Source organism: Nocardia iowensis (assembly GCF_019222765.1).
Classification (GTDB): domain Bacteria; phylum Actinomycetota; class Actinomycetes; order Mycobacteriales; family Mycobacteriaceae; genus Nocardia; species Nocardia iowensis.
Window position 1 is genome coordinate 4,358,300 of sequence record NZ_CP078145.1, and the last position, 23,670, is coordinate 4,381,969.

A 23,670-nucleotide genomic window follows, 5' to 3' on the forward strand; every position below is an offset into this window, starting at 1 on the left:
ATGCGTACTACAGGGTGTCGTAACTATGGAATAGCTGGTGTGTCATTTGTCATACGGGCGCGGATTCGGGCATGACGGGCCCGCCTGCCTTGCCGAGCACATGGCGGGTGCCGATCGGCACGACCATCGGTCGGCCGGAGACCGGATCCGGCAAGACCGAGGCGTCCAGGTCGAAAACTTCGCGCAGCAGGGCGACGTCGATGATGTCGGCTGGGCGGCCCTGCGCGACGATCCGGCCGTCGCGCATGACGATCAGCTCGTCGCTGTAGCGAATCGCGAGATTGAGGTCGTGCAGCACCATCACCACGGTGCGGCCGAGCTCGGCGTGCAGCCGATCGACCAGGTCGAGCACGTCCACCGCGTGCGCGAGGTCGAGGTAGGTGGTCGGCTCGTCGAGCAGCAAGATGTCGGTGCCCTGCGCCAATGCCATGGAAATCCAAGCCCGTTGGCGCTGGCCGCCGGAGAGCTCGTCGAGGGCGCGGTCGGCGAGTTCGGCGATGCCGGTCTGCGCGAGCGCGGTCATCACCTCGGCTTCGTCGGTGGCCGACCACTGCTGGAACCACGACTGATGCGGATGACGCCCGCGCGCAACGAGATCGGCGACGGTGAGGCCTTCGGGCGCGACCGGTGACTGCGGCAGCATGCCGATCACCCTGGCCACGTCCTTGGTCTTCATCGTCGAAATGGCCTTGCCGTCCAACAACACTCGGCCGTGCTGCGGGCGCAGCAGTCGGCCGAGCGAGCGCAGCAGCGTGGATTTGCCACAGCCGTTCGGGCCGATCACCGTGGTGATCACGCCGGGAGCGATATCGAGGGAGAGGCCGTCGATGATCACCCGGTCGCCGTAGGCGAGCTTGACGTCGTCGGCGGCAAGCCGGGTCAGCGCCCGGTCCGCGCTGGTCGCAGCGTCTGTGGTCATGACAGCGTCGCCTTCCGATTCATTCGCACGAGCAGGTACAGCAGGAACGGCCCGCCGAAGGCGGCGGTCACGATGCCCACCGGCAGGTCGGCCGGAAACACCGAGCGGGACGCCACATCCGCGCCGACCACCAGGATGGCACCGATGAGCGCCGACCCGATCAGCGGTTCGCCGGGAGTGCGCAGCACGCGGCGCGCGATCTGCGGCGCGGCCAGCGCCACGAAGCTCACCGGCCCGACGACCGCGGTCGCCACCGAGGAGCCGACCACCGCCGCGCCGATCAGGATCGCCTGCTGGGTCTGGATCCGGACACCGAGCGAGCGGGTGGTGTCGGCGCCGAGCCGAAGCGCGGCCAGCGTGCGGGCCGAGCCGAGCGCGACCACCACCACGACCGCGAGCGCGAATGCCGCGGGGAGCAAACCGGATCGGTCGGCGTTGTTGAGAGATCCGTTGAGCCACAACTGCGCTCGCTGGGCGTCTTGCAGGCTGGCGCGGGTGAGCAGCCAGCTGATGCCGGACAGCAGCAGCGCGTTCATGCCGACGCCGATCAACACCAGGCGCATCCCGGTGACGCCCCGATCGCCGGTCGGGCTGCGCCCCCAGGCCAGCAGATAAATCGCCGCGGCGGTGAGCAGACCGCCCGCCAGCGCGGCCAGCGGTCCGCCGAGGGTGGCGGCCAGGCCGCTGCCGCCGCCGATCACCAGCACCGTGACGGCGCCGAAGCTCGCGCCGGCGGTGATGCCGAGCATGTCCGGCGCGGCAAGGGGGTTGTGCAGGATGGACTGGGTGATCGCGCCCGCGAGCCCGAGTGCCGCGCCGACCACCAACGCGGTGAGCGCCCGCGGCAGCCGGGAGTCGAGCACGATGAACCGCTGGGCTCTGGTTCCGCCGCCGGTCAAGACGTCGATCACCCGGCCGAGGGGGATATGTGATTCGCCAGTGGCGATGTCGAGGCAGAACAGCAGGAGCATCGCCGCGGCCAACGCGGCAACCACCAGCACCATGATCGGGCGCAGCACCAGCGAGACGGGCCCGACCCGCAGCGCGGGCCGAACGCTCTCGGTCTTCAGCGACAGTGTCACAGGCTCACCAACTTCCGACGCCGCACGAACGCGATGAAGAACGGGGCGCCGACCGCGGCCAGCATGACACCCACCTGGAGCTCGCCGGGCCGGGCTACCACCCGGCCGATGATGTCGGCGACCAGCAGCAACAAACCGCCGATCACCCCGGAATACGGGATGAGCCAGCGATAGTCCGGCCCGGTGATGACCCGGGCGAGGTGCGGCACCACGAGCCCGAGAAACGCGATCGGACCGACCGCCGCCGTCGCCGCACCGGACAGCAGCACGATCGCGGCCAGCCCGAGAGCGCGACTGCGGCCGATGTTCACTCCGAGCCCGCGCGCGACCTCGTCGCCGAGACTGAGCAGGTTCAACCCGGGCGAGGCCACCAGTGCCAGCAGCACCCCGAACGCCAGGAATGGCAGCACCTGCCACAACACCGCGGCGTCGCGGCCGGCCACCGAGCCGACGACCCAGAACCGGTAGGTGTCCAGCGCCGTGGGATCAAGGAGCACAACGGCATTTGTCATCGCCTGCAAAAACGCGGTGACTGCCGCGCCGGCCAGCACGAGACTCAGCGGGCTTGCCTTGCCGCCGCCGACCGCCGACGCCCCGAACACCACCAGCCCGGCGATCAACGCGCCCGCGAAGGCGAACCAGATGTATTGCTCCGGCGAGGTGAACCCGAACAGGTAGATGCTCAGTGCCGCGAGAAAGGCGGCACCGGCGTTCAAGCCGAGCAGTCCGGCGTCGGCGAGTGGATTGCGCGTGTAGCCCTGGATCAGCGCGCCCGCGATGCCCAGCGCCAGTCCGGTGACCAGCGCCAGTGCCGTGCGAGGCAGCCGGAGTCCACGTACGATTTCCTCGGCGGTGGAACCGGCCGGACAGCTGAACGGTCCACCCGGGCAGGTGACCGCGTTGTGCACGGCGTCGTAAACCGTGCCCGGCGAGAGTGACCTGGTGCCGATCGCGATGCTGGCGAGCACGGTGAGCAGGAGTAGAGCGGTCAGGACGACGAGCCCGGAAAGACGCCGCCGCCGTACGGTGCCAAGCGTGGTCACGGTGACGAACTACTCCTGAGATTCGATGTAGCAGAGTACTGATTGGTCTGGTAAGCCTAACCTATCTTGCGGTGCGTACCGCGACGGCCAATCCTCGAGGAGGTTCAATGCCCGAGCTCATGACCACCTGCCCGCCACGCCATACGCAGATGGCGTTCGAGCGCACGTGTGACAGGTTGCGCGCGTTGCAACCTGAGCATCCGCGTGTGTATGCGGTGGCGGCGATGGTCGAGCAGGGCAAACGTCGCTGGTGGCGGCTGGCCGACGGGGTGCGCGAGGGGCGCATCGAACTGATGTACCGCAGGCATGCGGCGGAGATGATCCGCGCCGATGTCGCGGCGGAGGTGGTGGCGACCGCGCTGATCCACGCGGTGGTCGGCCGAGTGGTCGCCCTGCTGGTGGCCGAGGGGCGGGCCTGGGATCCCGGTCTGGAGAACCTGTGGATCCACACCGACAACGACGGCGGCATCGACTGGGCCGGGCTGGGGGACACCACGATCCGGGTGGTCGATGGTGATCCGCTGGCCGGCGAGTCCGGTGCGGTGACCCTGCCGTGCGAGGGGGCGATGTATGTCTGGCTGGCGCACCGCTGCGAGCCCTCGCTGACGCTGATCCAGTCGAGCATGGCCCGCTACTCGGGTCTGAGCGCGCGCCGATTCTGGTTGCTCGTCGGTGAATCCATCGCGGGCGCTTCGACATACGTGCCGGAGCTCGCGCGCACCGACGCGGTAGTGGGGACGCGCCGCGGTCAAGGGATGTTGGCAGCATTGGAGCGGCGCGGATTGCCGGTTCGGCGCACGACGGGCTTGCTTAGTTAGGTAAGCCTGACCTATACTCGGAACCGGCGTACGGATTGGTCGAGAGTCCCGAGGGCTGCGGTGACCCCTGATCCATTGCCGCGATGGGCTCCACCGTTGACGCGGTGGAGCCCATCGCTCTGTGCTGGGTGACCACTCTGCGCTGTGTGACCTATCTCGCTATTCATTTTCTGGCGTGGCGCGTTTACCTGGGTTTAACGTGACCGCGACACGGATGCGAAATCCCCTGACCCCCTGGGGTATTCGTCCCATTCCGCGCAGACCGGCGTGTCGACCACCGCCGCGTAGCCGATCGGCTCGGTGCCCGTGTCGCCGACCATCGGTGCGCCCGCGCGCACCGCGTCCGAGTCGCCGATGCGCGTTTGCCTTGTCCGGCAGACGTTCTCACGGTCGCTCACGTTGTGCCAAGGAAGTGGTGCCGGGTGCTCGCCGAATCGTCCCGTATCCGTTCGTTCGCCGCAGTGCTGTCCGCAGCCGCGCTGCTACTCGTCCCCGCCTGTGGTGGCGATCAGACGAAGCCGCGCAGCCAGGTCGATCCGCCCATGGGCGCGCACGCCGCGCCGCACTGGGACTACGACGCCGAAGGTCCCGACCACTGGGCCGAGCTCGACCAGGAGTTCGTGACCTGTAAGAGCGGGCACGAACAATCGCCGATCGATCTGCCGGGCCACACCCGGCTGGACCCGGTCGAGCACATCACCCTCGACTACGGCACGGTGCCGACGTTGCGGCTGGTCAACACTGGGCACGCCGTGCAGGCAAATCTTCAGGCGGGCAATGGAAATCGCCTCGTCGCCGAGGGAGTGCCGCACGAGCTCACCCAGTTCCACTTCCACCTGCCGAGCGAACACACCGTCGACGGCGCGGGCACCACCATGGAATTGCACCTGGTGCACAAGAGCAGTGCGGGCAAGACCGCCGTGCTCGGCGTGCTGATGCAGGCGACCGACGGTCCATCGGCATTCGACTCGATGCTCACGGCCCCACCGGAAGTGACCGATGCCGAAACCACCGTCGAAGGTGCCGTGGACCTGCGCACGCTGCTGCCCGCCGATCTAGACCAATTCCGCTACCAGGGTTCGCTCACCACACCGCCGTGCAGCGAGGGCGTCTCGTGGACCGTGCTCGAGCATCCGGTCCCGGTCGCGACCGCCGACGCGGACCGATACCGAATCCTGTTCGCGCACAGCAACCGTCCGATCCAGCCGCTGAACGGACGATCGGTCACCCTGGCAGGCGGGTGAGCCAGCGGTAATCGGCCGCGGGCGCTGTGCAAAAGTGGACCGCATGACAGAGCAGGAGACCCAGACGGCCGCGTGGCTGGCGAACATCACGCCGGAGTTGATGACCAAGGCCAGCGAAGGCACGTTCACCGACCTGATCGGCCTGCACTACACCGAGGTAAGCCCGGAGCGGGTGCGCGCCGAGTGGACCGTCAAGCCGCACCTCTACCAGCCGGCGGGCATCCAGAACGGTGGCGTGTACTGCACCGTCATCGAGACGCTCGCCAGCGTCGGCGGCGGCGTCTGGTACGGCGGCCGCGGCACGGTCGTCGGAGTGAACAACAACACCGACTTCCTGCGCGCGGTTCGCGAGGGCACCCTCACCGGCGAGGCCATCCCGGTGCACCGCGGCCGGTTGCAGCAGCTGTGGCAGGTGGTGATCACCGACGAGCAGGACCGACTGGTGGCCCGCGGCCAGGTGCGGCTGCAGAACCTGCCTGCCGAGGCGTGACCGGGCGCTCGTCCCGGGTGGCCGGAACGGGCGTGCCAGAATATCCGTCACCCATCCACCCCGACCTGGTGAGGAGCTCGGATGCGACTGTCGCCGCATGAGCAGGAACGGCTGCTGCTGAGCTACGCGGCCGAGCTGGCCCGGCGCAGGCAGGCCCGTGGGCTCAAGTTGAACCACCCGGAGGCCGTCGCGCTGATCACCGACCACGTGCTCGAGGGCGCGCGGGACGGTCGCTCGGTCGCCGAGCTGATGTCGTCCGGCCGAACGGTTCTCACGCGTTCCGACGTGATGGCGGGCGTGCCGGAGATGATTCACGACGTCCAGGTCGAGGCCACCTTTCCGGACGGCACCAAGCTGGTGACCGTCCACCATCCGATCGGCTAGGAGGGCCGCATGACAGACCACGGCGAAGCCCTCGACTGGGCGCGCACGGCATGATTCCCGGTGAATACTTCTGTGCCGAGGGCACTATCGAGCTGAACGCCGGTGCCGATCGGATCGGACTCGACGTGGTCAATACCGGCGACCGTCCGGTGCAGGTCGGCAGCCACGTGCACTTCCCGCAGGCCAACGCCGCGCTGCGCTTCGACCGCGTCGCCGCGCACGGCCGACGGCTTGATATCCCGGCTGGCACCGCGGTGCGTTTCGAACCGGGTCTCGGACAGCGGGTTTCGCTGGTCCCGATCGGCGGCACCCGCGAAGTGCACGGCATCAGCCTGAACCCGCCCGGACACCTGGATGGACAGCATGAGTGAACTGAGCCGCGCCCGTTATGCCGAACTGTTCGGGCCGACGACCGGTGACCGAATTCGCCTGGCCGACACCGATCTGCTGATCGAGATCACCGAAGACCGCAGCGGCGGTCCGGGTCTCGCGGGTGACGAGGCGGTCTTCGGCGGCGGCAAGGTGCTGCGCGAATCCATGGGGCAGGCCCGCGCCACCCGGGCCGATGGCACCCCGGACACCGTGATCACCGGCGTGGTCATCGTCGACCACTGGGGAATCATCAAGGCCGACGTCGGAATTCGGGACGGCCGCATTTGCGCCATCGGCAAGGCGGGTAACCCGGACACGATGGACGGGGTGCACCCCGACCTGGTGGTCGGCCCGTCCACCGAGATCATCGCGGGCAACGGGCGCATCCTCACCGCGGGCGCCATCGACTGCCACGTGCACTTCATCTGCCCGCAGCTGATGGACGAGGCGCTCGGCGGCGGCATCACCACCCTGATCGGCGGCGGCACCGGCCCCGCCGAGGGCAGCAAGGCGACCACCGTCACGCCCGGCTCCTGGCACCTGGCCCGGATGTTCGAGGCCACCGACGGCTGGCCGCTGAACATCGTGCTGCTCGGCAAGGGCAACACGGTCAGCGCTGAGTCCATGTGGGAGCAATTGCGCGGCGGCGCATCGGGTTTCAAGCTGCACGAGGACTGGGGTTCCACCCCGGCCGCGATCGACGCCTGCCTCACCGTCGCCGACGCGGCGGGCGTGCAGGTGGCGCTGCACTCGGACACGTTGAACGAGGCCGGTTTCGTCGAGGACACCCTCGGCGCCATCGCGGGCCGAGGCATCCACGCCTATCACACCGAGGGCGCGGGCGGCGGGCACGCGCCCGACATCATCACGGTCGCAGCGCATCTCAACGTGCTGCCAAGCTCGACCAACCCGACCCGACCGCACACCGTCAACACCCTCGACGAGCACCTGGACATGCTCATGGTGTGCCACCACCTCAGCGCGTCCATCCCGGAGGATCTCGCGTTCGCCGAGAGCCGGATTCGCCCGTCCACCATTGCCGCCGAGGACCTGCTGCACGACCTCGGCGCGATCTCGATGATCGGCAGCGACTCCCAGGCGATGGGCCGCATCGGCGAGGTGGTCATGCGCACCTGGCAGACCGCGCACGTGATGAAGCGCCGCCGTGGCGCGCTGCCCGGTGACGGCGCCGCCGACAACGCCCGCGTCCAGCGCTACATCGCGAAATACACCATCTGCCCCGCCGTGGCGCACGGCCTCGACCACGAGATCGGTTCCGTGGCCGTCGGCAAGCTCGCCGACCTGGTGCTCTGGGAGCCCGCCTTCTTCGGCGTCCGCCCGCACGCCGTGCTCAAGGGCGGTGCCATCGCCTGGGCGGCGATGGGCGATGCCAACGCGTCCATCCCGACGCCGCAGCCGGTGCTGCCGCGGCCGATGTTCGGCGCGGCACCGCTCGTCGCGGCGGCCACCTCGTTGCACTTCGTCTCCGAGCAAGCCATCGACGACGGCCTCGCCGACCGGCTGCGGATCAACCGAAAACTGGCCCCTGTCAAGAACGTTCGGGATCGCAAGAAGACCGACATGCCCCATAACGACGCGATGCCGCGCATCGAAGTCGACCCGGACACCTTTACCGTCCGCATCGATGGCGAGGTCTGGACCGAGCAACCGGCCACCGAACTGCCGATGGCACAGCGCTATTTCCTGTTCTGAGCGTTACGGCGACAGGTCGACCATCATCGTGGCCAGCTCGAGCGAAGCGGCGCAGGGATCGAGTGATGTTGTGCGCGAAAGGTTCTGGACGCGCCAGGTGATGGCGCCGTTGGACGCGGCGACAACGGCGCAGCCGGTGGGGTCGTGCGGGTCGCGGACGTAGAACGCGGTCGCGGTCACCGTGCCGAGCGCATGTTTGGTGATCACCATATGTTCGGTCTGGAAACCGTCCGACCTGGCGCGGTCCCAGAGTTGCTGGAGCGAGTCCGTGGCGGAGAAGGTGAAGCTGATGTCAGCGCCGCCGGCGCCGATCTGGGCAGCCCACCGGCAGGCCGGTAAGGTGTGCTGCGCGATGAGCCGGTCGGCGTGGACGGCGTCGCTGATCTGCTGGGTGGACAGCGGCGCGCAGTCGGCGAACGGGGCGGCGGGCGCCGTGCGGGCGGCCTCCGGTGTGGTACCGCTGCTACATCCGGTCAGCAATCCGGCCAGGGCAATAACGGCAAGTCCGGCATTGCGGACAGAGAACGGGATCATCACCGCTCCCTTCTGGATCATCAACGGGTCAGACTAGGTCACGGTACCGATCAGTACCTGACCATGCGACCTGAGCAGGCGCGATCTTGCTCTCAGTCGTCGAGATGGCCGGGGAGTGACCCGCCGCGCAGCCGGTGGTGGCGGAAGGCCAGGCGGACGATGTCGGCGATGCCCGGGTCGGCGATCGTGTAGACATTGCGCCTGCCCTCTTTGCGCACATGCACCAAACCGGCCAGTTTGAGTTTGGCGAGGTGCTGGCTGACCGCGGGCACGGTCTGGCCGATGTCGGTCGCCAGCGTGCCGACGTCGCGTTCCCCCTGGCTCAGCAACCAGAGGATCTGCAGCCGGGCGGTGGCCGCGAGCATGCCGAAAACCGCTGCCGCGTCCTCTAGTTGAGCCGCCGGGATGGGGCCCGGCTCGCCGTGCTCGGTCACGTCCGCCTCCAACCTGTCGGTAGCGTGGCACGGAGTCGAATACTTGCGCAACTGATTGACGAACCCAGGGTGACGGGTTTCTAATGATGGGTGCGCAATTCTGCGTAGATGAGCAACCAACGCAGTGTCTTTATCAACGAAGTGGGGTGAGCGGCTGATGCCGGTTGACAGTATCGACGTCTCTAGCCGGGCCGCCCTAGCGAAACGGGTTGTGCCGGTTCGTCGTTGATCTGCCCGCGCGATCCGCGGCCGAGGGTGACCGGCCGGCCGATCGCCTGACGCGGCACCGATTTTCAGCATTCTTCGACCCGACAGGTCGGCGCGTACGGCGCGGGCCTGGCAGTTCGATGCGATCGTCCCGGACGGCCGCACCGAGGTCCGGGCGCGGCTTCATGCTGCCCGCGTCCGGGCTGGGCGCGCGCCGTTACCACCAGACGCTACGAAGTATTGGAGTTCCGCCATGGCGACCATGTTCAAGAGGGCCGAAACAGCGCACCGCGCACCGAATCTGGAACGTCAGTCGATCTGGTTCACGATCGGGCTCTACCTGCTGATCAGTGCCGGACTGCTGACGATGCACTACGCGCACCCGCAGGGACCCGTCGGCTCGTCGTCGGTCTCACCCGCGCACTCGTCCTACGGTCAGTAGCCGATGCGTGCCGTCAGCAGCGCCATGGCCGCCGACCGGTTCGATACCGAAGTCCTGCAACAACATTGGATTCCGCTGGCGTCCTCGGACGCCGACACCGCCGCGGTCCTGCGGGAGCGCTTGGGTGTGGACTTCGCGGCAGCGCGGAACCGGGTCTGGGAAACGGATAATTTCCTCTACCTGCCGGTGGTCGCCAACTACAAGCGCGGCGACACGATCGAACGCGAAACGATCGTCTTCGCGCTCGGCAGCGAATTCCTGGTGACGCTGCAACCCGCCGAGCACTTCGTTCCGTTCGACAAGGCCATCGCGAAGATGCGCCGCAACCCGGCGCTCACCGGCTCCGCGCACGGCGTGATGTACGCGCTGCTGTGGGCCCTCAACGAGGCCTCCGAGCGGGTCATCTACTACGCGAGCGACGCGCTGGAGGCGATGACCGACGACATCGAGATGGCCACCAACGGCTACGACCAGCGCGGCCGCGAGATCGGGGTCGCCGACATGCGCGGCACCATGTCGCGGATGAACGCCGCCGAGGAAATAGTCTCGCGCACCCAGGAGACACAGCTCCAATTGGCCCGTGCCGCAAGGCATCTGATGGCCGACATCGCCGTGCACAGTGCGGCGCTGGAGAGCCTGATCGCCATCCTGATCGCCGATATCGACGGGGTGAAACAGCATGCGGGCTTCGAACACGACAAGGTCCGCTACCTGCAGCAGTCGGTGATGACCTGGCTGGATGTCAAGCAGAACCAGATCGTCAAGGTGTTCACCATCATCACCGCGGTCTTCCTGCCGCCCACCCTGATCGCCACCTTCTACGGCATGAACTTCACCTGGATGCCCGAACTGGACTGGCAGCACGGCTTTCTCGCCACCACCCTGATGACCTTGGTGGCGGCGGTGATCCCGCTGGTCTACATCAAACGAAAAGGTTGGCTGCGCTGAGCGGCTACGGCAACTGGTCGATGAGCGCATCCGTTGCGCCTGCGGTGAATACGGTGCGCACCGCGCCGAGTCCGGGCATGCTGGAGGGGTTGGTGTAAACGGGTAATCAGGGGTGGTGGTCACTGTGGACGACGAAGCCGCGATGGATGCCTATTCGCGCACGGTGATCGCGGTCGCCGCCTCGATCACGCCACATGTGGCCAGCGTGCGGACCAGACGCGGGCACGGATCGGCGGTGGTGTTCACCGAGGACGGCTTCCTGCTGACCAACGCGCACGTCATCGGGTCGGCCACCGGGGGAGAGGTGGTGTTCGCCGACGGCGTGGAAGCCCGGTTCGATGTCGTCGGCGTAGACCCGCTGTCCGATCTGGCGGTGCTGCACTCCCGCAATGGCGCCCCGGGGGCGGTGACGCTCGGCGATGCCGACGAACTCGTCGTGGGTCAGCTGGTGGTCGCCGTCGGCAGCCCGCTCGGCCTCGCGGGCTCGGTCACCGCCGGGGTGGTGAGCGCGCTCGGCCGTGCCGTACCGGTCGCCTCGCGCCGGGCAGGCCGGGTGATCGAAGACGTGATCCAGACCGATGCCGCGCTCAATCCCGGCAATTCCGGTGGCGCGCTGTCGGATTCGTCGGGCCGGGTGGTCGGCATCAATACCGCCGTCGCGGGTATCGGTCTGGGACTGGCGATTCCGATCAACGCGACCACTCGTCGCATCATCGGCACGCTGCACACCGACGGCCGAGTACGCCGCGCCTACCTGGGTTTGGTCGGCATGCCCGCACCGCTGCCCGCGGCGGTCGCCGCACGCACGGGACAGTCGGCCGGGGTGCGGATCATGGAGGTGGTGCGCGGCGGCCCCGCCGACCAGGCCGGATTGCGGCGCGGCGATCTGGTGCTGAGCGTCGCCCGCGCCGAAGTCCGTGACGCACAAGGCATTCAACGGCAGCTGTTCGCCGACGCGATCGGCACCAAACTGCCGGTGACGGTGCTGCGCAACGGCGCGATGGTGGACGTGATCGCCGTCCCGATCGAACTGACCGTCGACTGACCGGAGCTGACCGACCAGAACGGCTAGTCGGCGACGGTGACCGGGGTAGGGGTTTCGGCGGGCTTGTTGTTCCAGCGTGCGTCGACGACCAAGCCGATCAGGCCGACGGCAACCAGCGCGCCGGAGAACACGATCATCGCCGGATGGGTGGTGCCGGTGAGCGCGTCGCCGAGGATGACGGTTCCGATGGTGCCGGGCAGCACGCCGACCAGCGTGGCGATCATGTACGGCCAGAAGCGGATCGAGGACAACCCGCAGCAGTAATTGATCACCGAGAACGGCACCGGCGCGATCAGCCGCAACGAGCCGACGGCGAGCCAGCCGCGCCGCCGCAGCCGATCATCGACGGCCCGCACGGCCGGATGGGTGAGGCGCGAGGCCACCTGCTCGCGGTCCAGCGCACGCACCAGCAGGATGGCGAGCGCGGCACTGACCGTCGTCGCACCAACGGCGAGCGCGATGCCGAGTACCGGCCCGAACAACAGTCCCGCGCTCACGGTGAACACGGTGCGCGGGATCGGCGCGACCGTCACCAGCGCGTGGACCACGAAGAACAGCAACGGAAATATCGGGCCGACCGAGGTCGCCCAGTCCTGGATCTGCCGCGGACTCGGCAGCGGGACCAGCAGCGCCGCGACGAACAACGCGAGCGCGCCGACGAGCAGCCCGAGCACGCGCGGGTCACGGATCAGCCTGGTCACCGGGGCCAGGTTACCGGGTGGTAGTGGTACTAGGGAGCAACCCGTAGCGGCAATGCCGCTAGCATCAGAGGAAACGGGACGAATGCTCGTTAACCAAAGTAGTCGCTGAACTGGGCGAATACCGCGGTTTCGGCACACACCACGAGTGCGCTGGCGGTCGAGTGGAAGAGGAACAGCAAGCTATGCCGATTGCTTCAGAGCCCGGGCCGGGCGCGGAACCGGTTCCGCAGTTCTCCGCGTGGCGCAAGGGCGTGGCCGGGGTGCTGGCGAAGGTCCGGCGGGTCGATATCGCCGAACTCCCCGATGAACCAGAGCACCTGCTCGACGAAACCACCTACGACGGGCTGACCATCGCCCCGCTGTACACGCGCCGGGACGAGTTGCCCGAGCAGCCGCTGCCCGGGACCTATCCATTCGTCCGAGGCAGCGATGCCACCCGCGACGTGCACCGCGGCTGGTATGTGAGCGCCCACTTCACCGGTCATGACGCGGCCGCGGTGAACCGGGAGATCCTGGCCGGTCTGGAGAGCGGCATCAGCGCCGTATGGCTCGGTGTCGGCGAACGCGGCGTGCCGGTGGCGGAGCTGCCTGTGGCGCTGTCCGGTCTGCTGTTCGATCTCGCCCCACTGACCCTGGATGCGGGCACGGCGGCGGTCGACGCGGCGGCGCAGGTGTTCACCGCGCTCGACGGCTATGCCGCGGCCTCCCGCAAGGAGATTCAGGTTTCGCTCGGCGCGGCACCGCTCACCAGCCGGTTCGCCGGGACCGCTGATCTCGAGCTGGCGGCGACCGTGACATTGGCCGGTACCGCGGCGGCGCGCGCCGAGACGGTGCGCGCGATCACCGTGGACGGCACCGTATTCCACAATGCGGGCGCGTCCGACGCCCAAGAGCTCGGTGCCGCCATCGCCGCGGGCCTGGCCTACCTGCGCGCCCTCAGCGAGGGCCTGGACATCGCGGACGCGCTGGAGCAGGTGAGCTTCCGTTTCGCGGCCACCGACGATCAATTCGCCACGGTCGCGAAATTCCGCGCCGCACGCCAACTCTGGGCCCGGGTGGCACACGTGTGCGGGGCGCCGAACTTCGGTGGCGCACCGCAGCACGCGGTGACCTCCGCGGCCATGATGACCCAGCGCGACCCGTGGGTGAACATGCTGCGTACCACCCTCGCGGCGTTCGGCGCCGGTGTCGGCGGCGCGGACACGGTGACGGTGCTGCCGTTCGATTCGGCGCTGCCCCCCGGTGAGCTCGGGATCTCGAAGTCGTTCTCGGACCGGATGGCTCGCAACACCCAGCTGCTGCTGCTCGAGGAATCGCACCTCGGCTTCGTGCAGGACCCGGGCGCGGGCTCCTGGTACGTCGAAGACCTCACCAGCGCGCTCGCCGCCAAGGCGTGGGAGTTCATGCAAGAGCTCGAGGCCGCGGGCGGCTATCTCGCCGCGCTGGACTCCGGACTGCTCGCCGAACGTATCGCCGCGACCAAGGCGGCCCGCGATGCCGATGTCGCACACCGGAAGACGGCCGTCACCGGGGTGAACGAATTCCCGAACCTGGCCGAGCGACCACTGTCCGAGCAGGCCCGCCAGGCCGATCGGGTGGCCCGCTACGGTGCCACGTTCGAAGCGCTGCGCAACCGTTCCGACGCGTTCCTGGCCGAACACGGTGTCCGGCCGAAAGCGCTGCTGGTGCCGCTCGGTTCGGTCGCCGAGCACAACGTTCGGGTGACCTTCATCGCGAACCTGCTGGCCTCGGGTGGTATCGAGTCCATCAACCCGGGACCATTGGAGGTGAGCGGAATCGCGCCTGCGGCAACCGAAGCCGGTGCCCCGATCGCCGTGCTGTGTGGTTCGGACAAGCGGTACGGCGCGGAAGCCGGTGCGGCGGTGGAGCAATTGCGCGCAGCCGGAGTGGAGACGGTGCTGCTGGCCGGTGCCGCGAAGGCGGTGGCCGAGCTCAGTGACGCGCAGCGTCCGGATGGATTCCTCACGGCCAAGATCGATGCGGTTGCCGCACTGTCCGACCTGTTGGAGAAGGTGGGAGCCTGATGACACTGAGTCATATTCACAACCCGGGCGAAATCAAGCACGTGATAGGCAGTTTCGCCGAGGTGCCGCTGACCGAGCGCGCCCCCGATCCCGCCGCCGTGGATGCCGCTCAGGTCGATGCCTACGTGCGCGCGGCCGCCGAAGCCAACCACTACTCGCCCGAGCAGTTGGTGTGGTCGACACCCGAAGGCATCGACGTGCCACCGGTGTTCACCAAGGCCGACCGGGATGCCGTTGCGGCCGAGGGGTATCCGCTCGACAGCGTGCCGGGTATCGCGCCGTTCGTGCGCGGTCCGTACCCGACGATGTACGTCAACCAGCCGTGGACCATCCGCCAGTACGCGGGTTTCTCCACGGCCGCGGACTCGAATGCCTTCTACCGGCGCAATCTTCAGGCCGGGCAGAAGGGCCTGTCGGTCGCCTTCGACCTGGCCACCCACCGCGGTTACGACTCCGACCACCCGCGCGTGCAGGGTGATGTCGGCATGGCCGGTGTCGCCATCGATTCCATCCTCGACATGCGCCAACTGTTCGACCACATCCCGCTCGACCAGGTCAGTGTGTCGATGACGATGAACGGCGCGGTGCTGCCGATCCTCGCGCTGTATGTCGTTGCGGCAGAAGAGCAGGGCGTCACTCCCGAGCAGCTGGCCGGAACCATTCAGAACGACATTCTGAAAGAGTTCATGGTCCGCAACACCTACATCTACCCGCCGAAGCCCTCGATGCGGATCATCTCCGACATCTTCGCCTACACCAGCGCGAAGATGCCGAAGTTCAACTCGATCTCCATCTCCGGCTACCACATTCAGGAAGCGGGCGCGACCGCCGACCTGGAACTGGCCTACACCCTGGCCGATGGTGTCGAGTACATCCGGGCCGGTATCGACGCGGGCATGGCGGTGGACAAGTTCGCGCCGCGGCTGTCGTTCTTCTGGGCCATCGGCATGAACTTCTTCATGGAGGTGGCCAAGCTGCGCGCCGGGCGGCTGCTGTGGAGTGAGCTGGTCGCGAAGTTCGAGCCGAAGAGCGCGAAATCGCTGTCGCTGCGCACACATTCGCAGACCTCCGGCTGGTCGCTCACCGCGCAGGACGCCTACAACAATGTCGCGCGCACCTGCATCGAGGCGATGGCGGCGACCCAGGGCCATACCCAGTCGCTGCACACCAACGCGCTCGACGAGGCGCTGGCGCTGCCCACCGATTTCTCCGCCCGCATCGCCCGCAACACCCAGCTGCTGATCCAGCAGGAGTCCAACACGACTCGGCCGATCGACCCGTGGGGCGGTTCGTATTACGTCGAATGGCTGACCCATCAGCTGGCCAACCGCGCGCGTGCGCACATCGCCGAGGTGGAGGCGCACGGCGGGATGGCGCAGGCGATCGGCGAGGGCATCCCCAAGCTGCGCATCGAGGAAGCCGCGGCGCGCACCCAAGCGCGCATCGACACCGGTCAGCAACCGGTGATCGGGGTGAACAAGTATCAGGTCGAAGAGGATCACGAGATCGAGGTCCTCAAGGTCGAGAACTCTCGGGTGCGCGCGGAGCAGATCGAGAAGCTGCGGCAGCTGCGGGCGGACCGTGATTCGGCCGAGGTCGAGCGTGCGCTGGCCGAATTGACCCGTGCGGCAGCCTCTTCCGAGGGTGGCATGGCGAACAACCTGCTGGCGCTCGCCATCGACGCGGCCCGCGCCAAGGCCACTGTCGGCGAGATCTCCGACGCGCTGGAGCGGGTATACGGCCGCCACCAGGCCGAGATCCGTACCCTCTCCGGTGTGTACCGCGACGAGGCAGGGAAGGTCAGCAACATCACCAAGGCGAGCGATCTCGTCGAGGAGTTCGCCGAGGCGGAAGGTCGTCGCCCGCGCATCCTCGTCGCGAAGATGGGGCAGGACGGCCACGACCGCGGCCAGAAGGTGATCGCCACCGCCTTCGCCGACCTCGGCTTCGACGTCGACGTGGGCCCGCTGTTCCAGACCCCGGAAGAGGTGGCGCAGCAGGCGGCCGACAACGACGTGCACGTCGTCGGGGTGTCCTCGCTGGCGGCCGGTCACCTCACGCTGGTGCCCGCGTTGCGGCAGGCACTGGCCGATGCGGGGCGACCCGACATCATGGTCATCGTCGGCGGCGTCATCCCGCCCGGTGACTTCGCCGCGCTGTACGAGGCCGGTGCCGCGGCGATCTTCCCACCCGGCACCGTCATCGCCGACGCCGCGATCGACCTGCTGAAGAAGCTCGCGACCGAGCTCGGCCACCCGGAGTTGTCTCCCGAAAGCGGCAGCGGCGCCGAGGATTCCGCCGCCACCGAATGAGCGAGCGCAATTCCGCGGTGCCCTCGGCCGACGGCGCCCCGCAGCCGGACTCGTCCGGTGCAGCTCGCCTTCGGACCGAATCGGGGACGGCTGCGACTGACGCTCACGGGTCGGGTTCGCGGGTTGAACGTGGCGTTGGGTCGAGCGCCGGTGCGCCCGGTGGCGCCGGTGAATCCGTTGCACGTCCGACCGGGCGGGGTCGGACCATCGATGTCGACGCGCTGGCGGAGGCGGTCCGGGGCGGGGAGCGGGCCGCGCTGGCTCGGGCGATCACGCTGGTGGAGTCGACCCGGGCCGATCACCGGGATCAGGCGCAGCGGTTGCTGCTGAAGCTGACCCCGGACAAGCACAGCTCCGCGACCGCGGCTGTCTCGAATCGTGTCGGCATCACCGGTGTTCCGGGCGTCGGCAAGTCGACGTTCATCGACGCGCTTGGGATGGACCTGATCGGCAAAGGGCACCGGGTCGCTGTGCTCGCGGTCGATCCGTCGTCCACCAGGACCGGCGGCTCCATCCTCGGCGACAAAACCCGGATGGCGCGACTGTCCGTGGAGCGCAACGCCTATATCCGCCCCTCACCGACCGCGGGGACCCTCGGCGGGGTGGCCAAGGCGACGCGCGAGACCATCGTGCTGCTCGAAGCCGCCGGGTACGACGTGATCCTGGTGGAGACGGTCGGTGTCGGTCAATCCGAGGTCACCGTCGCCGATATGGTCGATGTCTTCTGTTTCCTGACCCTGGCCCGCACCGGAGATCAGTTGCAGGGCATCAAGAAAGGTGTGCTGGAACTCGCGGACCTGGTGGCGGTCAACAAGGCGGACGGCAAGCACGAGATGGAAGCCAAGTCGGCCGCTCGCGAACTGGCGGGCGCGCTGCGCCTGATCCACCCGCACGACGCGCTGTGGCGCCCACCGGTGCTCACCATGAGCGGTCTGGAAGGCATTGGCCTGGACAAGTTCTGGGACACCGTACTCGAACACCGTCGCGTCCTGACCGACGCCGGCGAATTCGACGAGAAGCGCCGCCGCCAGCAGATCGACTGGACCTGGACGATGGTGCACGACCAGCTCCTGCGCCGCCTCGCCGACAACCCCGCTGTGAAAGCCATTCGCGCCCAAGTGGAGAAGCAGGTCCGCGACGGTACCCTCACCGCCGCTCTGGCGGCTGAAGAACTCCTCCGCGCCTTCGACGGACGCTGAACCACCTTTCCGTGGCACGTGGTCAACCGAAGGGGTTGCCGTAGTGGACATCTGGGCGCGGCACATGGCACGCTGGAGTCGGTTCACGCAACCGCGCGGACCATCCACAAATATCGTCAGCGCCAGGTAGGTCGGTGGAGCGCGTTGGCGTGCTCGTCGGTCGGCGGGCACGGCCCGCTCCCTGAGGTGAGGACTGTGTTCGAGACCGGTGATGTCTCGAAAGGACACAGCATGAACACCGACCCCTTCAACCTTGCCGACGGCGAGTACGTACCCGATGTCGCCGCCGACTCGGCCGCCATTGTCGAGGCATTCTTCGACCACCTCGCGACGAGTCTGCGCGACCGAGATCTGCCGGATGAGATGTTCACCGGTATGCGCGGCGCGCTCGTCGAGCTGGAAGCGGCCAACGCGGACCGTCTGGTGGACGAGGCCGCGCGCTACAACTTACGGATGACCCTGGCCCTGGTGGTCGCCTATCGGGCAGTGCGGCCGCTGCTCGGAACCGACGCCACTATGGCCGCGCTACGGGCGGCGTTCGTCGAACCCCTCGGCGATCTCGTCCAGTCCGGGACCCGGGCAATGCTCGATGCCTCCGATGACCCGTTCGCGGCCATGGTCGCGGTCTCGAAGACGCGAGAGGAACATTCCTTCGGCGCTGGTTTCACCTTTGTCCGCGCTGCGGACGACGACCGGAGCTACCACGTCGACGTCGTGCGCTGCTTCTATCACGATGTGCTGGTTGCTAATTCGGCCTCGGAACTGACACCGGTGATGTGTGAGTTCGACGCCAATTGGATCGACGCCATCGACCCGGCGAAGCACGGCTTCCGCTTCCACCGCGCCACCACGATCGGGCTGGGCGGATCGCACTGCCCGTTCCATTGGGATCGCACCGAGAGCTGATCGGTTGCCAAGTCCGGCCGGGGCGGCGGCCAATCCGCCATCTCGGCCGGTAACCCGGCTCGTCCACCTGTGAAATGGTCGAGTTTCGCTGTTGTTTGCCAGTCGGCTGCTAGTTGTCGAGCCGCATTGACGAGTAGTAGCGTGGAAGGTTCCTCAGCTGGCGACGACGCGGCGACGAGGACTCGCCAGCCGACGTGATGCGGGGGTCGTCCCTCCGTAGGGCGAGGGAGGTGCCAACGATGTCCGACGAAGCGATGGCTCGACCGTCCGAACCGCACGAGGTTCGGCCGCAGTGGATTCCCGGGCCGGAACCGCCTCCGCCGCAGCGCAACCGGCTCGATCCGGGGCCGATCCTGGTGACGGTCGGCGATATCGGATGCACGGCGACCCAGGTCATCACGCCCTCCGGACGGTACCCGCTGGCAGGCACCAACTGGATCGTCACCCATCAGACGAGCGTCAGCGAGCGCATCCCGTCGTATGCGATCGTGCTTGCGGTACTTCTCATGATCTTCTGCCTGCTCGGCCTCCTCTTCTTGGCCGTCAGAGAGGAAACCGTTCAGGGATTCGTCCAGGTCGGCGTCCATTGGCCCGACCGGCCCGGTTACTACTACGCCACTCAGGTGAAGATCACCAACCGCACTCAGATCGTCGACACCGAACAGCGCGTCAATTACATCCGCGGCCTGGTAGCCGCACTGCCTGCCGCCTGACCAGCGCGCCCAATTGCGCGCCGCGCGCAGATCAGCTGGCAATCTTTGCGCGGGGTGAGAAGTGCGGCGCGGCATCGCCGCCGACCGGGCGGCGGAGCGAATTAGGTTGAGTCGCCCAGGGATTCGAGCAAGGTTCGGAGGGTGGCCGCCAAACAGTTCCGCTGGGTGGGGGTGAGTGGGCCGAGGAGGCGTTCTTCGGTGGCGAGGTGGTCGGGGAGGGCCGCGTCGACGATGGTGCGGCCCGCGTCGGTGAGCGAGACCCGGACGCCGCGCCCGTCGGATTCGCTGCGGGATCGGCTCACCAGGCCGCGTTCCTCGAGGCGATCCAGGCGCTGGGTGATGGCGCCGGAGGTGACCATGGCCGCGTGCATGAGCTCGGTGGGGGTCAGGTGGGGGGTAGCACTGCGTCGCAGCGTGGCCAGGACATCGAACGAGGCGGCGTCGAGATCGTGCGCGGCAAAGTTTTTCCGGAGTTCGGCACCGGCGAGCTGGGAGAGCCTGGACAGCCGCCCGAACACGGCCATGGGGGCGACATCCAGGTCAGGGCGCTGCTCCTGCCATTGCGCGAGCACATGGTCGACGTGATCGGTCACCACCGCACTCTAGCGAATACCTCAGCGGTGAGGTATCTCATGCGGGAATTACTCAGCGCTAAGTTAAGTTACTTAGAGCTAAGCAACCAGCAGCGGACCGGTGGTCCGGAGGAGGACGAAATCATGCGCATCACGGTGTTCGGCGCGACAGGCGATGTCGGTAGCCGGGTGGTGACCGAGGCACTCGCTCGCGGCCACGAAGTCGTTGCCGTGCTGCGGGACCCGGCCCGCGCGGCCGCCGTGCCCGCCGCGGCCGAGGTCAGGATCGGCGATGCGGCCGATCTCGACGACGTGGTAACCCTCAGTACCGGACAGGATCTCGTGATCACCGCGACCCGGCCAGCACCCGGCCGGGAACACGAGCTGTCCGGCGTCACCGCGGTGCTGCTGAAGGCATTGGCGCACACCGGTGTCCGCCTGCTGGTGGTCGGCGGTGCCTCGACGCTGGTCGTCCCCGGCTCCGACGGCACGACGCTGCACGAAACACCCGATTTCCCAGTGGAATTGCGGCCGATCGCCCGGGCATGCGCCGATCAGCTCGCGCTGTGCCGAGCCGAAACCGTGGCGGACTGGACCTACCTGAGCCCACCCGCCGAACTGGTGCCCGGTGAGCGGACCGGTACCTACCGTTCGGGTTCCGACGAACTGCTCACCCGCCCCGACGGCGAATCGACCATCTCCATGGAGGATTTCGCGGTCGCCCTGCTCGACGAGGCGGAACGCCCCGCTCACCGCCGCAGCCGGTTCACTGTCGTCTCAGCCTGAGGGGCCGACCGGATCTGAGTGTTCCATCGTCGAGTGCCTGGGCATGCCCAGGCCTACTCGATACCGAACAGGTCCGCGGCATTCTGGTAGCAGACCTTGCGTAGCCAATCATCGCCCAGGTCCAGGCGTTCCAGCGCGTAGACGGCGTGGCCGTAGGTGTAGGGAATGTTCGGGAAGTCGCTGCCGAACATGATCCGGTCGGCGAAGGCGTGCAGCCTGCCGCGTTCGCTGGCCGGGAAGGGGTCTTCGGCCTCGAAGAAGTCGGTGAACGTCATGGTGGTATCCAGGCGGACGTCCGGGTAGCGCTCGGCCAGATCCAAGAATTCGGTGTATTCGGGGGCGCCCATGTGCGCGACGATCAGTTGTAGTCGCGGAAAGCGTTGCAGCAGGGCGGCAACGGGTTCCGGCCCGGTGAATTCACCGGCGACGGGCCCGGATCCGCAGTGGATCAGTACCGGAACTCCAGCATCCTGGATCATCCCCCAGACCGGGTCGAGGAGCGAGTCGCCGGGATGGAAGCGCCCCACCTGGATGTGCACCTTGAACAGTCGGGCACCGCGTTCCAGCGCTACCTCGACATAGCTTTCGGCGCTCGGCTCGGGGTAGAACGTGGCGGTGTGCAGGCAATCCGGTGTGCGCTCGGCGAATTCGGCGGTCCATTCGTTGAGCCACGCCGCCATCTCCGGCTTGTGCGGATAGACCAGGGAGCTGAAGGCGCGAACGCCGAAGCCGCGCAACGTCTTCAACCTGACCTGCTCGTCGTCGCGGTAGGCGATGGGCCAGGTGCGGGCGGTGAGCGGACCTGCCGAGTCGAAGTATGCCCACACCTTGCGCATCACCGGGTCCGGCATGAAATGCGTGTGCACGTCGATGATTCCGGGCACGCCGAGCCGGTTGCGGAAATCGGCGAGGTAGGTGTTGTCGTCGTTGTCGCCGAGCACGGCCCCTCCTGTCATGTTGCGCTCACGCCTCCCGTGCGATCGGCGGGTAGACCGCTCGAGCGAAGTCGCCGACTCTGGTGATCAGCCGGTCGAAGAACAGGTCTTGATCGGTGCCGATCACAATGTCGGCGTTGGGTTCCCGGCCCCACATGCCCGCCCAGTCGGCCACCGTGGTCGCACGGGTCAGCGTCCCGGCCAGCTCGACGTCGACCGTCGCCGGACGGGTGACGGCGAGGGCGGGATCGAGCGCGACCGCCGCGGCGAACGGGTCGTGCATATGCGCGAGGTAACCCAGGTCGTAGAGCCGGTGGAAATCGAAATAGAACCGCACCGCATCCGTGACGTACCGGACGATGGGATTGCTCGTCATCGAGCGGGAATCGAGCGGATCTACTTCCGACACCAGCTCCACCGGAAGGCTGCCGGCGCGCTCGGCGAGCAGCGAAAGGTGCTTGGGCCGCATCTCGATGGTCTCGGTGATGTCGAGCGCGCAGACGATCGGCCTGCGGCCCGGTGGCGCGGTGGAGAAGGCGTCGAAGACCTCCTTGGCCGCCTCCGGGTCCACGTGCACGTTCCATTCGCTGGTGGGGGTGGTGTTGCCCGGATGGTTGAACGCACCACCCATGATCACCAATCGACGCAGCAGCGTCGGCAGCGCGGGTTCCAGCCGGAGGGCCAGCGCCAGATTGGTGAGCGGGCCGGTGCACAGTCCGATGATCTCGCCGGGATGCGCGCGCACCAGGTCGATCCACATCTGCGCCGCGGACCGTGCCGAAAGTTCGCGGGCCGAGGGCGGGAGTTCGGCGTATCCGACGCCATGCGGCCCGTGCGTGTCCTCGGTGGTGCGCAAGGGGATCGCCAGCGGCTCGGCGGCGCCGAGCGCGACCTCGATATCGGGCGCTCGGCAGACATCCAGCCAGGCCAGATTGTTCGCGGCCACCTGTGGCGCGGGCACGTTTCCCGCGGTCGAGGCGATCCCGATGATCTCGGCCTCGGGCGAGGCGAGCAGATAGAGCAGGGCAAGGGAATCGTCGACCCCGGTATCGACGTCCATAATGATCTTCTGCCGCACTCCACGAGACTAGGTGGCACGGGTGACCCACCGCAGCCGAGGGTCGGTCGGACGGACACCGGTAGTACGGGTGTCTAGTACAAATGTCTGAGAACGTTGTAGCCTGGGCTGATGGGAAACCGAGAAGACCTGTTGGCGGGGGCGCGCAAGGCGATCGTGGAGCGCGGCGTCGCCAAGACCACGGCACGGGACATCGCGGCCGCCGCGGGAGTCAGCCTGGCCGCGATCGGGTATCACTTCGGCTCCAAGGAGCAGCTGATCACCGAGGCGCTCGCCGATGCGCTGGGTAATGCGATCGGCGACAGCATGGAGGCGATGATCCGCGACGCGAGCGGCGTTGCGCTGGCGACGGGATTCGCCCGGCTGTGGAACGCGATGCCGCGGGTGTTCGAGGAGAACCGGGACAGCATGGTCGCGAGCATGGAGAACCTGGTGCGCGTCGCGCGCTCGGCGGAGTCGCGCAATTTCTACGCCGAGAGCCTGCCGACCATCTATCGCGAGATGGGCGAGACCCTGCGGGAGGCGCATCCGCAGCTCACGCAGCAGCAGGCGGAATCGATCGCGCAGCTGTATTTCGTACTGGCGCAAGGCCTCGGCGTGCTGTGGGTGGTCGCGCCGGACGGCGACCTGCCGAACGGCGACCGGTTGGCCGAGGCCCTTACCGCGATCGCGGGGACACCGTCGGACCCGGCAGACTAGTCGGCGTCGCGGAAAGTCGAGCGCGGCAACGCCGGTGGCGTACCGCACT

Annotated in this window: 25 protein-coding genes; 16 read left to right on the plus strand and 9 right to left on the minus strand. The window is 67.7% G+C overall.

The window, feature by feature from the left end; genetic code table 11:
* Positions 1-49 precede the first annotated feature (49 nt).
* Genes KV110_RS20055 through KV110_RS20065 form a run of 3 tightly spaced genes read right to left on the minus strand, consistent with a single transcriptional unit; the run spans position 50 to position 3,044 of the window.
* Positions 50-919, minus strand: coding sequence for an ABC transporter ATP-binding protein (locus KV110_RS20055; RefSeq protein WP_281427788.1), 870 nt, complete (start codon positions 917-919; stop codon positions 50-52).
* The gene (locus tag KV110_RS20060; protein WP_218477906.1) at positions 916-2,001 is read right to left on the minus strand and encodes a FecCD family ABC transporter permease; all 1,086 of its coding nucleotides are present in this window, start codon (positions 1,999-2,001) and stop codon (positions 916-918) included. Before KV110_RS20060 ends, KV110_RS20055 begins: the two co-directional genes overlap by 4 nt.
* Complete coding sequence (locus tag KV110_RS20065) at positions 1,998-3,044, minus strand: FecCD family ABC transporter permease (protein ID WP_218477907.1); 1,047 nt, start codon at positions 3,042-3,044, stop codon at positions 1,998-2,000. The genes KV110_RS20060 and KV110_RS20065 overlap by 4 nt, the downstream gene beginning before the upstream one ends.
* A 107-nt stretch (positions 3,045-3,151) precedes the next feature.
* On the opposite strand from KV110_RS20065, the gene KV110_RS20070 reads away from it, so the two are divergent.
* From KV110_RS20070 to KV110_RS20095, 6 genes are all read left to right on the plus strand, one after another.
* Positions 3,152-3,862: a hypothetical protein gene (locus KV110_RS20070; RefSeq protein ID WP_218477908.1), complete on the plus strand. Its 711-nt coding sequence runs from the start codon at positions 3,152-3,154 to the stop codon at positions 3,860-3,862.
* Between the two features lie 422 nt (positions 3,863-4,284).
* Positions 4,285-5,106 (plus strand): carbonic anhydrase, encoded by an 822-nt coding sequence (locus tag KV110_RS20075; protein WP_246634653.1) that lies wholly within the window; start codon positions 4,285-4,287, stop codon positions 5,104-5,106.
* Between the two features lie 100 nt (positions 5,107-5,206).
* Positions 5,207-5,596: a PaaI family thioesterase gene (locus KV110_RS20080; RefSeq protein WP_246634754.1), complete on the plus strand. Its 390-nt coding sequence runs from the start codon at positions 5,207-5,209 to the stop codon at positions 5,594-5,596.
* 81 nt (positions 5,597-5,677) lie between these two features.
* Complete coding sequence (locus tag KV110_RS20085) at positions 5,678-5,980, plus strand: urease subunit gamma (RefSeq protein WP_218477910.1); 303 nt, start codon at positions 5,678-5,680, stop codon at positions 5,978-5,980.
* A gap of 50 nt (positions 5,981-6,030) precedes the next feature.
* Positions 6,031-6,351, plus strand: coding sequence for an urease subunit beta (locus tag KV110_RS20090; RefSeq protein WP_218477911.1), 321 nt, complete (start codon positions 6,031-6,033; stop codon positions 6,349-6,351).
* A complete protein-coding gene (locus KV110_RS20095) occupies positions 6,344-8,065 on the plus strand; it encodes an urease subunit alpha (RefSeq protein WP_218477913.1) in 1,722 nt (573 codons plus the stop codon). Before KV110_RS20090 ends, KV110_RS20095 begins: the two co-directional genes overlap by 8 nt.
* 3 nt (positions 8,066-8,068) lie before the next feature.
* Here the strand turns inward: KV110_RS20095 and KV110_RS20100 are convergent, their stop codons facing one another.
* Positions 8,069-8,620 carry a DUF3558 family protein gene (locus KV110_RS20100; protein WP_246634755.1) on the minus strand — a complete coding sequence of 184 codons (552 nt, stop codon included), beginning with the start codon at positions 8,618-8,620 and terminating at the stop codon, positions 8,069-8,071.
* Positions 8,621-8,691: 71 nt separating this feature from the next.
* Positions 8,692-9,033: an ArsR/SmtB family transcription factor gene (locus tag KV110_RS20105; RefSeq protein ID WP_246634654.1), complete on the minus strand. Its 342-nt coding sequence runs from the start codon at positions 9,031-9,033 to the stop codon at positions 8,692-8,694.
* A gap of 460 nt (positions 9,034-9,493) precedes the next feature.
* Here KV110_RS20105 and KV110_RS20110 point away from each other — a divergent pair, with 460 nt between their 5' ends.
* From KV110_RS20110 to KV110_RS20120, 3 genes are all read left to right on the plus strand, one after another.
* Positions 9,494-9,682 (plus strand): hypothetical protein, encoded by a 189-nt coding sequence (locus KV110_RS20110; RefSeq protein ID WP_218477917.1) that lies wholly within the window; start codon positions 9,494-9,496, stop codon positions 9,680-9,682.
* Between the two features lie 3 nt (positions 9,683-9,685).
* Positions 9,686-10,630: a CorA family divalent cation transporter gene (locus tag KV110_RS20115; protein ID WP_218477918.1), complete on the plus strand. Its 945-nt coding sequence runs from the start codon at positions 9,686-9,688 to the stop codon at positions 10,628-10,630.
* A 142-nt stretch (positions 10,631-10,772) separates the two neighbouring features.
* Positions 10,773-11,675 (plus strand): S1C family serine protease, encoded by a 903-nt coding sequence (locus tag KV110_RS20120; RefSeq protein WP_218478682.1) that lies wholly within the window; start codon positions 10,773-10,775, stop codon positions 11,673-11,675.
* A gap of 23 nt (positions 11,676-11,698) precedes the next feature.
* Here the strand turns inward: KV110_RS20120 and KV110_RS20125 are convergent, their stop codons facing one another.
* Entirely contained in the window at positions 11,699-12,376 is a 678-nt protein-coding gene (locus tag KV110_RS20125) for a TVP38/TMEM64 family protein (protein WP_218477920.1), read from the minus strand.
* Positions 12,377-12,558: 182 nt separating this feature from the next.
* On the opposite strand from KV110_RS20125, the gene KV110_RS20130 reads away from it, so the two are divergent.
* The 5 genes from KV110_RS20130 to KV110_RS20150 all read left to right on the plus strand — a co-directional run bounded on the left by KV110_RS20130 (position 12,559) and on the right by KV110_RS20150 (position 19,551).
* Positions 12,559-14,421: a methylmalonyl-CoA mutase family protein gene (locus KV110_RS20130; protein ID WP_218477922.1), complete on the plus strand. Its 1,863-nt coding sequence runs from the start codon at positions 12,559-12,561 to the stop codon at positions 14,419-14,421.
* Complete coding sequence (gene scpA, locus KV110_RS20135; RefSeq protein WP_218477924.1) at positions 14,421-16,733, plus strand: methylmalonyl-CoA mutase; 2,313 nt, start codon at positions 14,421-14,423, stop codon at positions 16,731-16,733. The genes KV110_RS20130 and scpA overlap by 1 nt, the downstream gene beginning before the upstream one ends.
* Positions 16,730-17,932, plus strand: coding sequence for a methylmalonyl Co-A mutase-associated GTPase MeaB (gene meaB, locus KV110_RS20140; protein WP_246634655.1), 1,203 nt, complete (start codon positions 16,730-16,732; stop codon positions 17,930-17,932). Before scpA ends, meaB begins: the two co-directional genes overlap by 4 nt.
* 231 nt (positions 17,933-18,163) lie before the next feature.
* A complete protein-coding gene (locus KV110_RS20145) occupies positions 18,164-18,838 on the plus strand; it encodes an L-2-amino-thiazoline-4-carboxylic acid hydrolase (RefSeq protein ID WP_218477927.1) in 675 nt (224 codons plus the stop codon).
* 239 nt (positions 18,839-19,077) lie between these two features.
* Positions 19,078-19,551, plus strand: coding sequence for a hypothetical protein (locus KV110_RS20150; protein ID WP_218477928.1), 474 nt, complete (start codon positions 19,078-19,080; stop codon positions 19,549-19,551).
* Between the two features lie 101 nt (positions 19,552-19,652).
* Here the strand turns inward: KV110_RS20150 and KV110_RS20155 are convergent, their stop codons facing one another.
* Positions 19,653-20,144: a MarR family winged helix-turn-helix transcriptional regulator gene (locus KV110_RS20155; RefSeq protein WP_246634656.1), complete on the minus strand. Its 492-nt coding sequence runs from the start codon at positions 20,142-20,144 to the stop codon at positions 19,653-19,655.
* A gap of 123 nt (positions 20,145-20,267) precedes the next feature.
* Here KV110_RS20155 and KV110_RS20160 point away from each other — a divergent pair, with 123 nt between their 5' ends.
* A complete protein-coding gene (locus KV110_RS20160) occupies positions 20,268-20,909 on the plus strand; it encodes an NAD(P)-dependent oxidoreductase (protein ID WP_218477931.1) in 642 nt (213 codons plus the stop codon).
* Between the two features lie 53 nt (positions 20,910-20,962).
* Here the strand turns inward: KV110_RS20160 and KV110_RS20165 are convergent, their stop codons facing one another.
* Positions 20,963-21,865 (minus strand): amidohydrolase family protein, encoded by a 903-nt coding sequence (locus KV110_RS20165; RefSeq protein WP_218477933.1) that lies wholly within the window; start codon positions 21,863-21,865, stop codon positions 20,963-20,965.
* A gap of 7 nt (positions 21,866-21,872) precedes the next feature.
* Positions 21,873-22,922, minus strand: a complete 1,050-nt coding sequence (locus KV110_RS20170) for a nucleoside hydrolase (RefSeq protein ID WP_281427792.1) — start codon at positions 22,920-22,922, stop codon at positions 21,873-21,875.
* Positions 22,923-23,033: 111 nt separating this feature from the next.
* Here KV110_RS20170 and KV110_RS20175 point away from each other — a divergent pair, with 111 nt between their 5' ends.
* On the plus strand, positions 23,034-23,621 hold the full coding sequence (locus KV110_RS20175) for a TetR family transcriptional regulator (RefSeq protein WP_218477934.1): 588 nt from the start codon (positions 23,034-23,036) through the stop codon (positions 23,619-23,621).
* The last annotated feature ends 49 nt before the right edge of the window (positions 23,622-23,670 follow it).

Coding starts and splice junctions, on each gene's coding strand:
- KV110_RS20055 (WP_281427788.1), bottom strand. CDS start 919: ATGACCACAGACGCTGCGACCAGCGCGGACCGGGCGCTGACCCGGCTT.
- KV110_RS20070 (WP_218477908.1), top strand. CDS start 3,152: ATGCCCGAGCTCATGACCACCTGCCCGCCACGCCATACGCAGATGGCG.
- KV110_RS20080 (WP_246634754.1), top strand. CDS start 5,207: ATGACCAAGGCCAGCGAAGGCACGTTCACCGACCTGATCGGCCTGCAC.
- KV110_RS20085 (WP_218477910.1), top strand. CDS start 5,678: ATGCGACTGTCGCCGCATGAGCAGGAACGGCTGCTGCTGAGCTACGCG.
- KV110_RS20090 (WP_218477911.1), top strand. CDS start 6,031: ATGATTCCCGGTGAATACTTCTGTGCCGAGGGCACTATCGAGCTGAAC.
- KV110_RS20095 (WP_218477913.1), top strand. CDS start 6,344: ATGAGTGAACTGAGCCGCGCCCGTTATGCCGAACTGTTCGGGCCGACG.
- KV110_RS20100 (WP_246634755.1), bottom strand. CDS start 8,620: ATGATCCAGAAGGGAGCGGTGATGATCCCGTTCTCTGTCCGCAATGCC.
- KV110_RS20110 (WP_218477917.1), top strand. CDS start 9,494: ATGGCGACCATGTTCAAGAGGGCCGAAACAGCGCACCGCGCACCGAAT.
- KV110_RS20115 (WP_218477918.1), top strand. CDS start 9,686: ATGCGTGCCGTCAGCAGCGCCATGGCCGCCGACCGGTTCGATACCGAA.
- KV110_RS20120 (WP_218478682.1), top strand. CDS start 10,773: ATGGATGCCTATTCGCGCACGGTGATCGCGGTCGCCGCCTCGATCACG.
- KV110_RS20130 (WP_218477922.1), top strand. CDS start 12,559: ATGCCGATTGCTTCAGAGCCCGGGCCGGGCGCGGAACCGGTTCCGCAG.
- scpA (WP_218477924.1), top strand. CDS start 14,421: ATGACACTGAGTCATATTCACAACCCGGGCGAAATCAAGCACGTGATA.
- meaB (WP_246634655.1), top strand. CDS start 16,730: ATGAGCGAGCGCAATTCCGCGGTGCCCTCGGCCGACGGCGCCCCGCAG.
- KV110_RS20145 (WP_218477927.1), top strand. CDS start 18,164: ATGAACACCGACCCCTTCAACCTTGCCGACGGCGAGTACGTACCCGAT.
- KV110_RS20150 (WP_218477928.1), top strand. CDS start 19,078: ATGTCCGACGAAGCGATGGCTCGACCGTCCGAACCGCACGAGGTTCGG.
- KV110_RS20160 (WP_218477931.1), top strand. CDS start 20,268: ATGCGCATCACGGTGTTCGGCGCGACAGGCGATGTCGGTAGCCGGGTG.
- KV110_RS20165 (WP_218477933.1), bottom strand. CDS start 21,865: ATGACAGGAGGGGCCGTGCTCGGCGACAACGACGACAACACCTACCTC.
- KV110_RS20175 (WP_218477934.1), top strand. CDS start 23,034: ATGGGAAACCGAGAAGACCTGTTGGCGGGGGCGCGCAAGGCGATCGTG.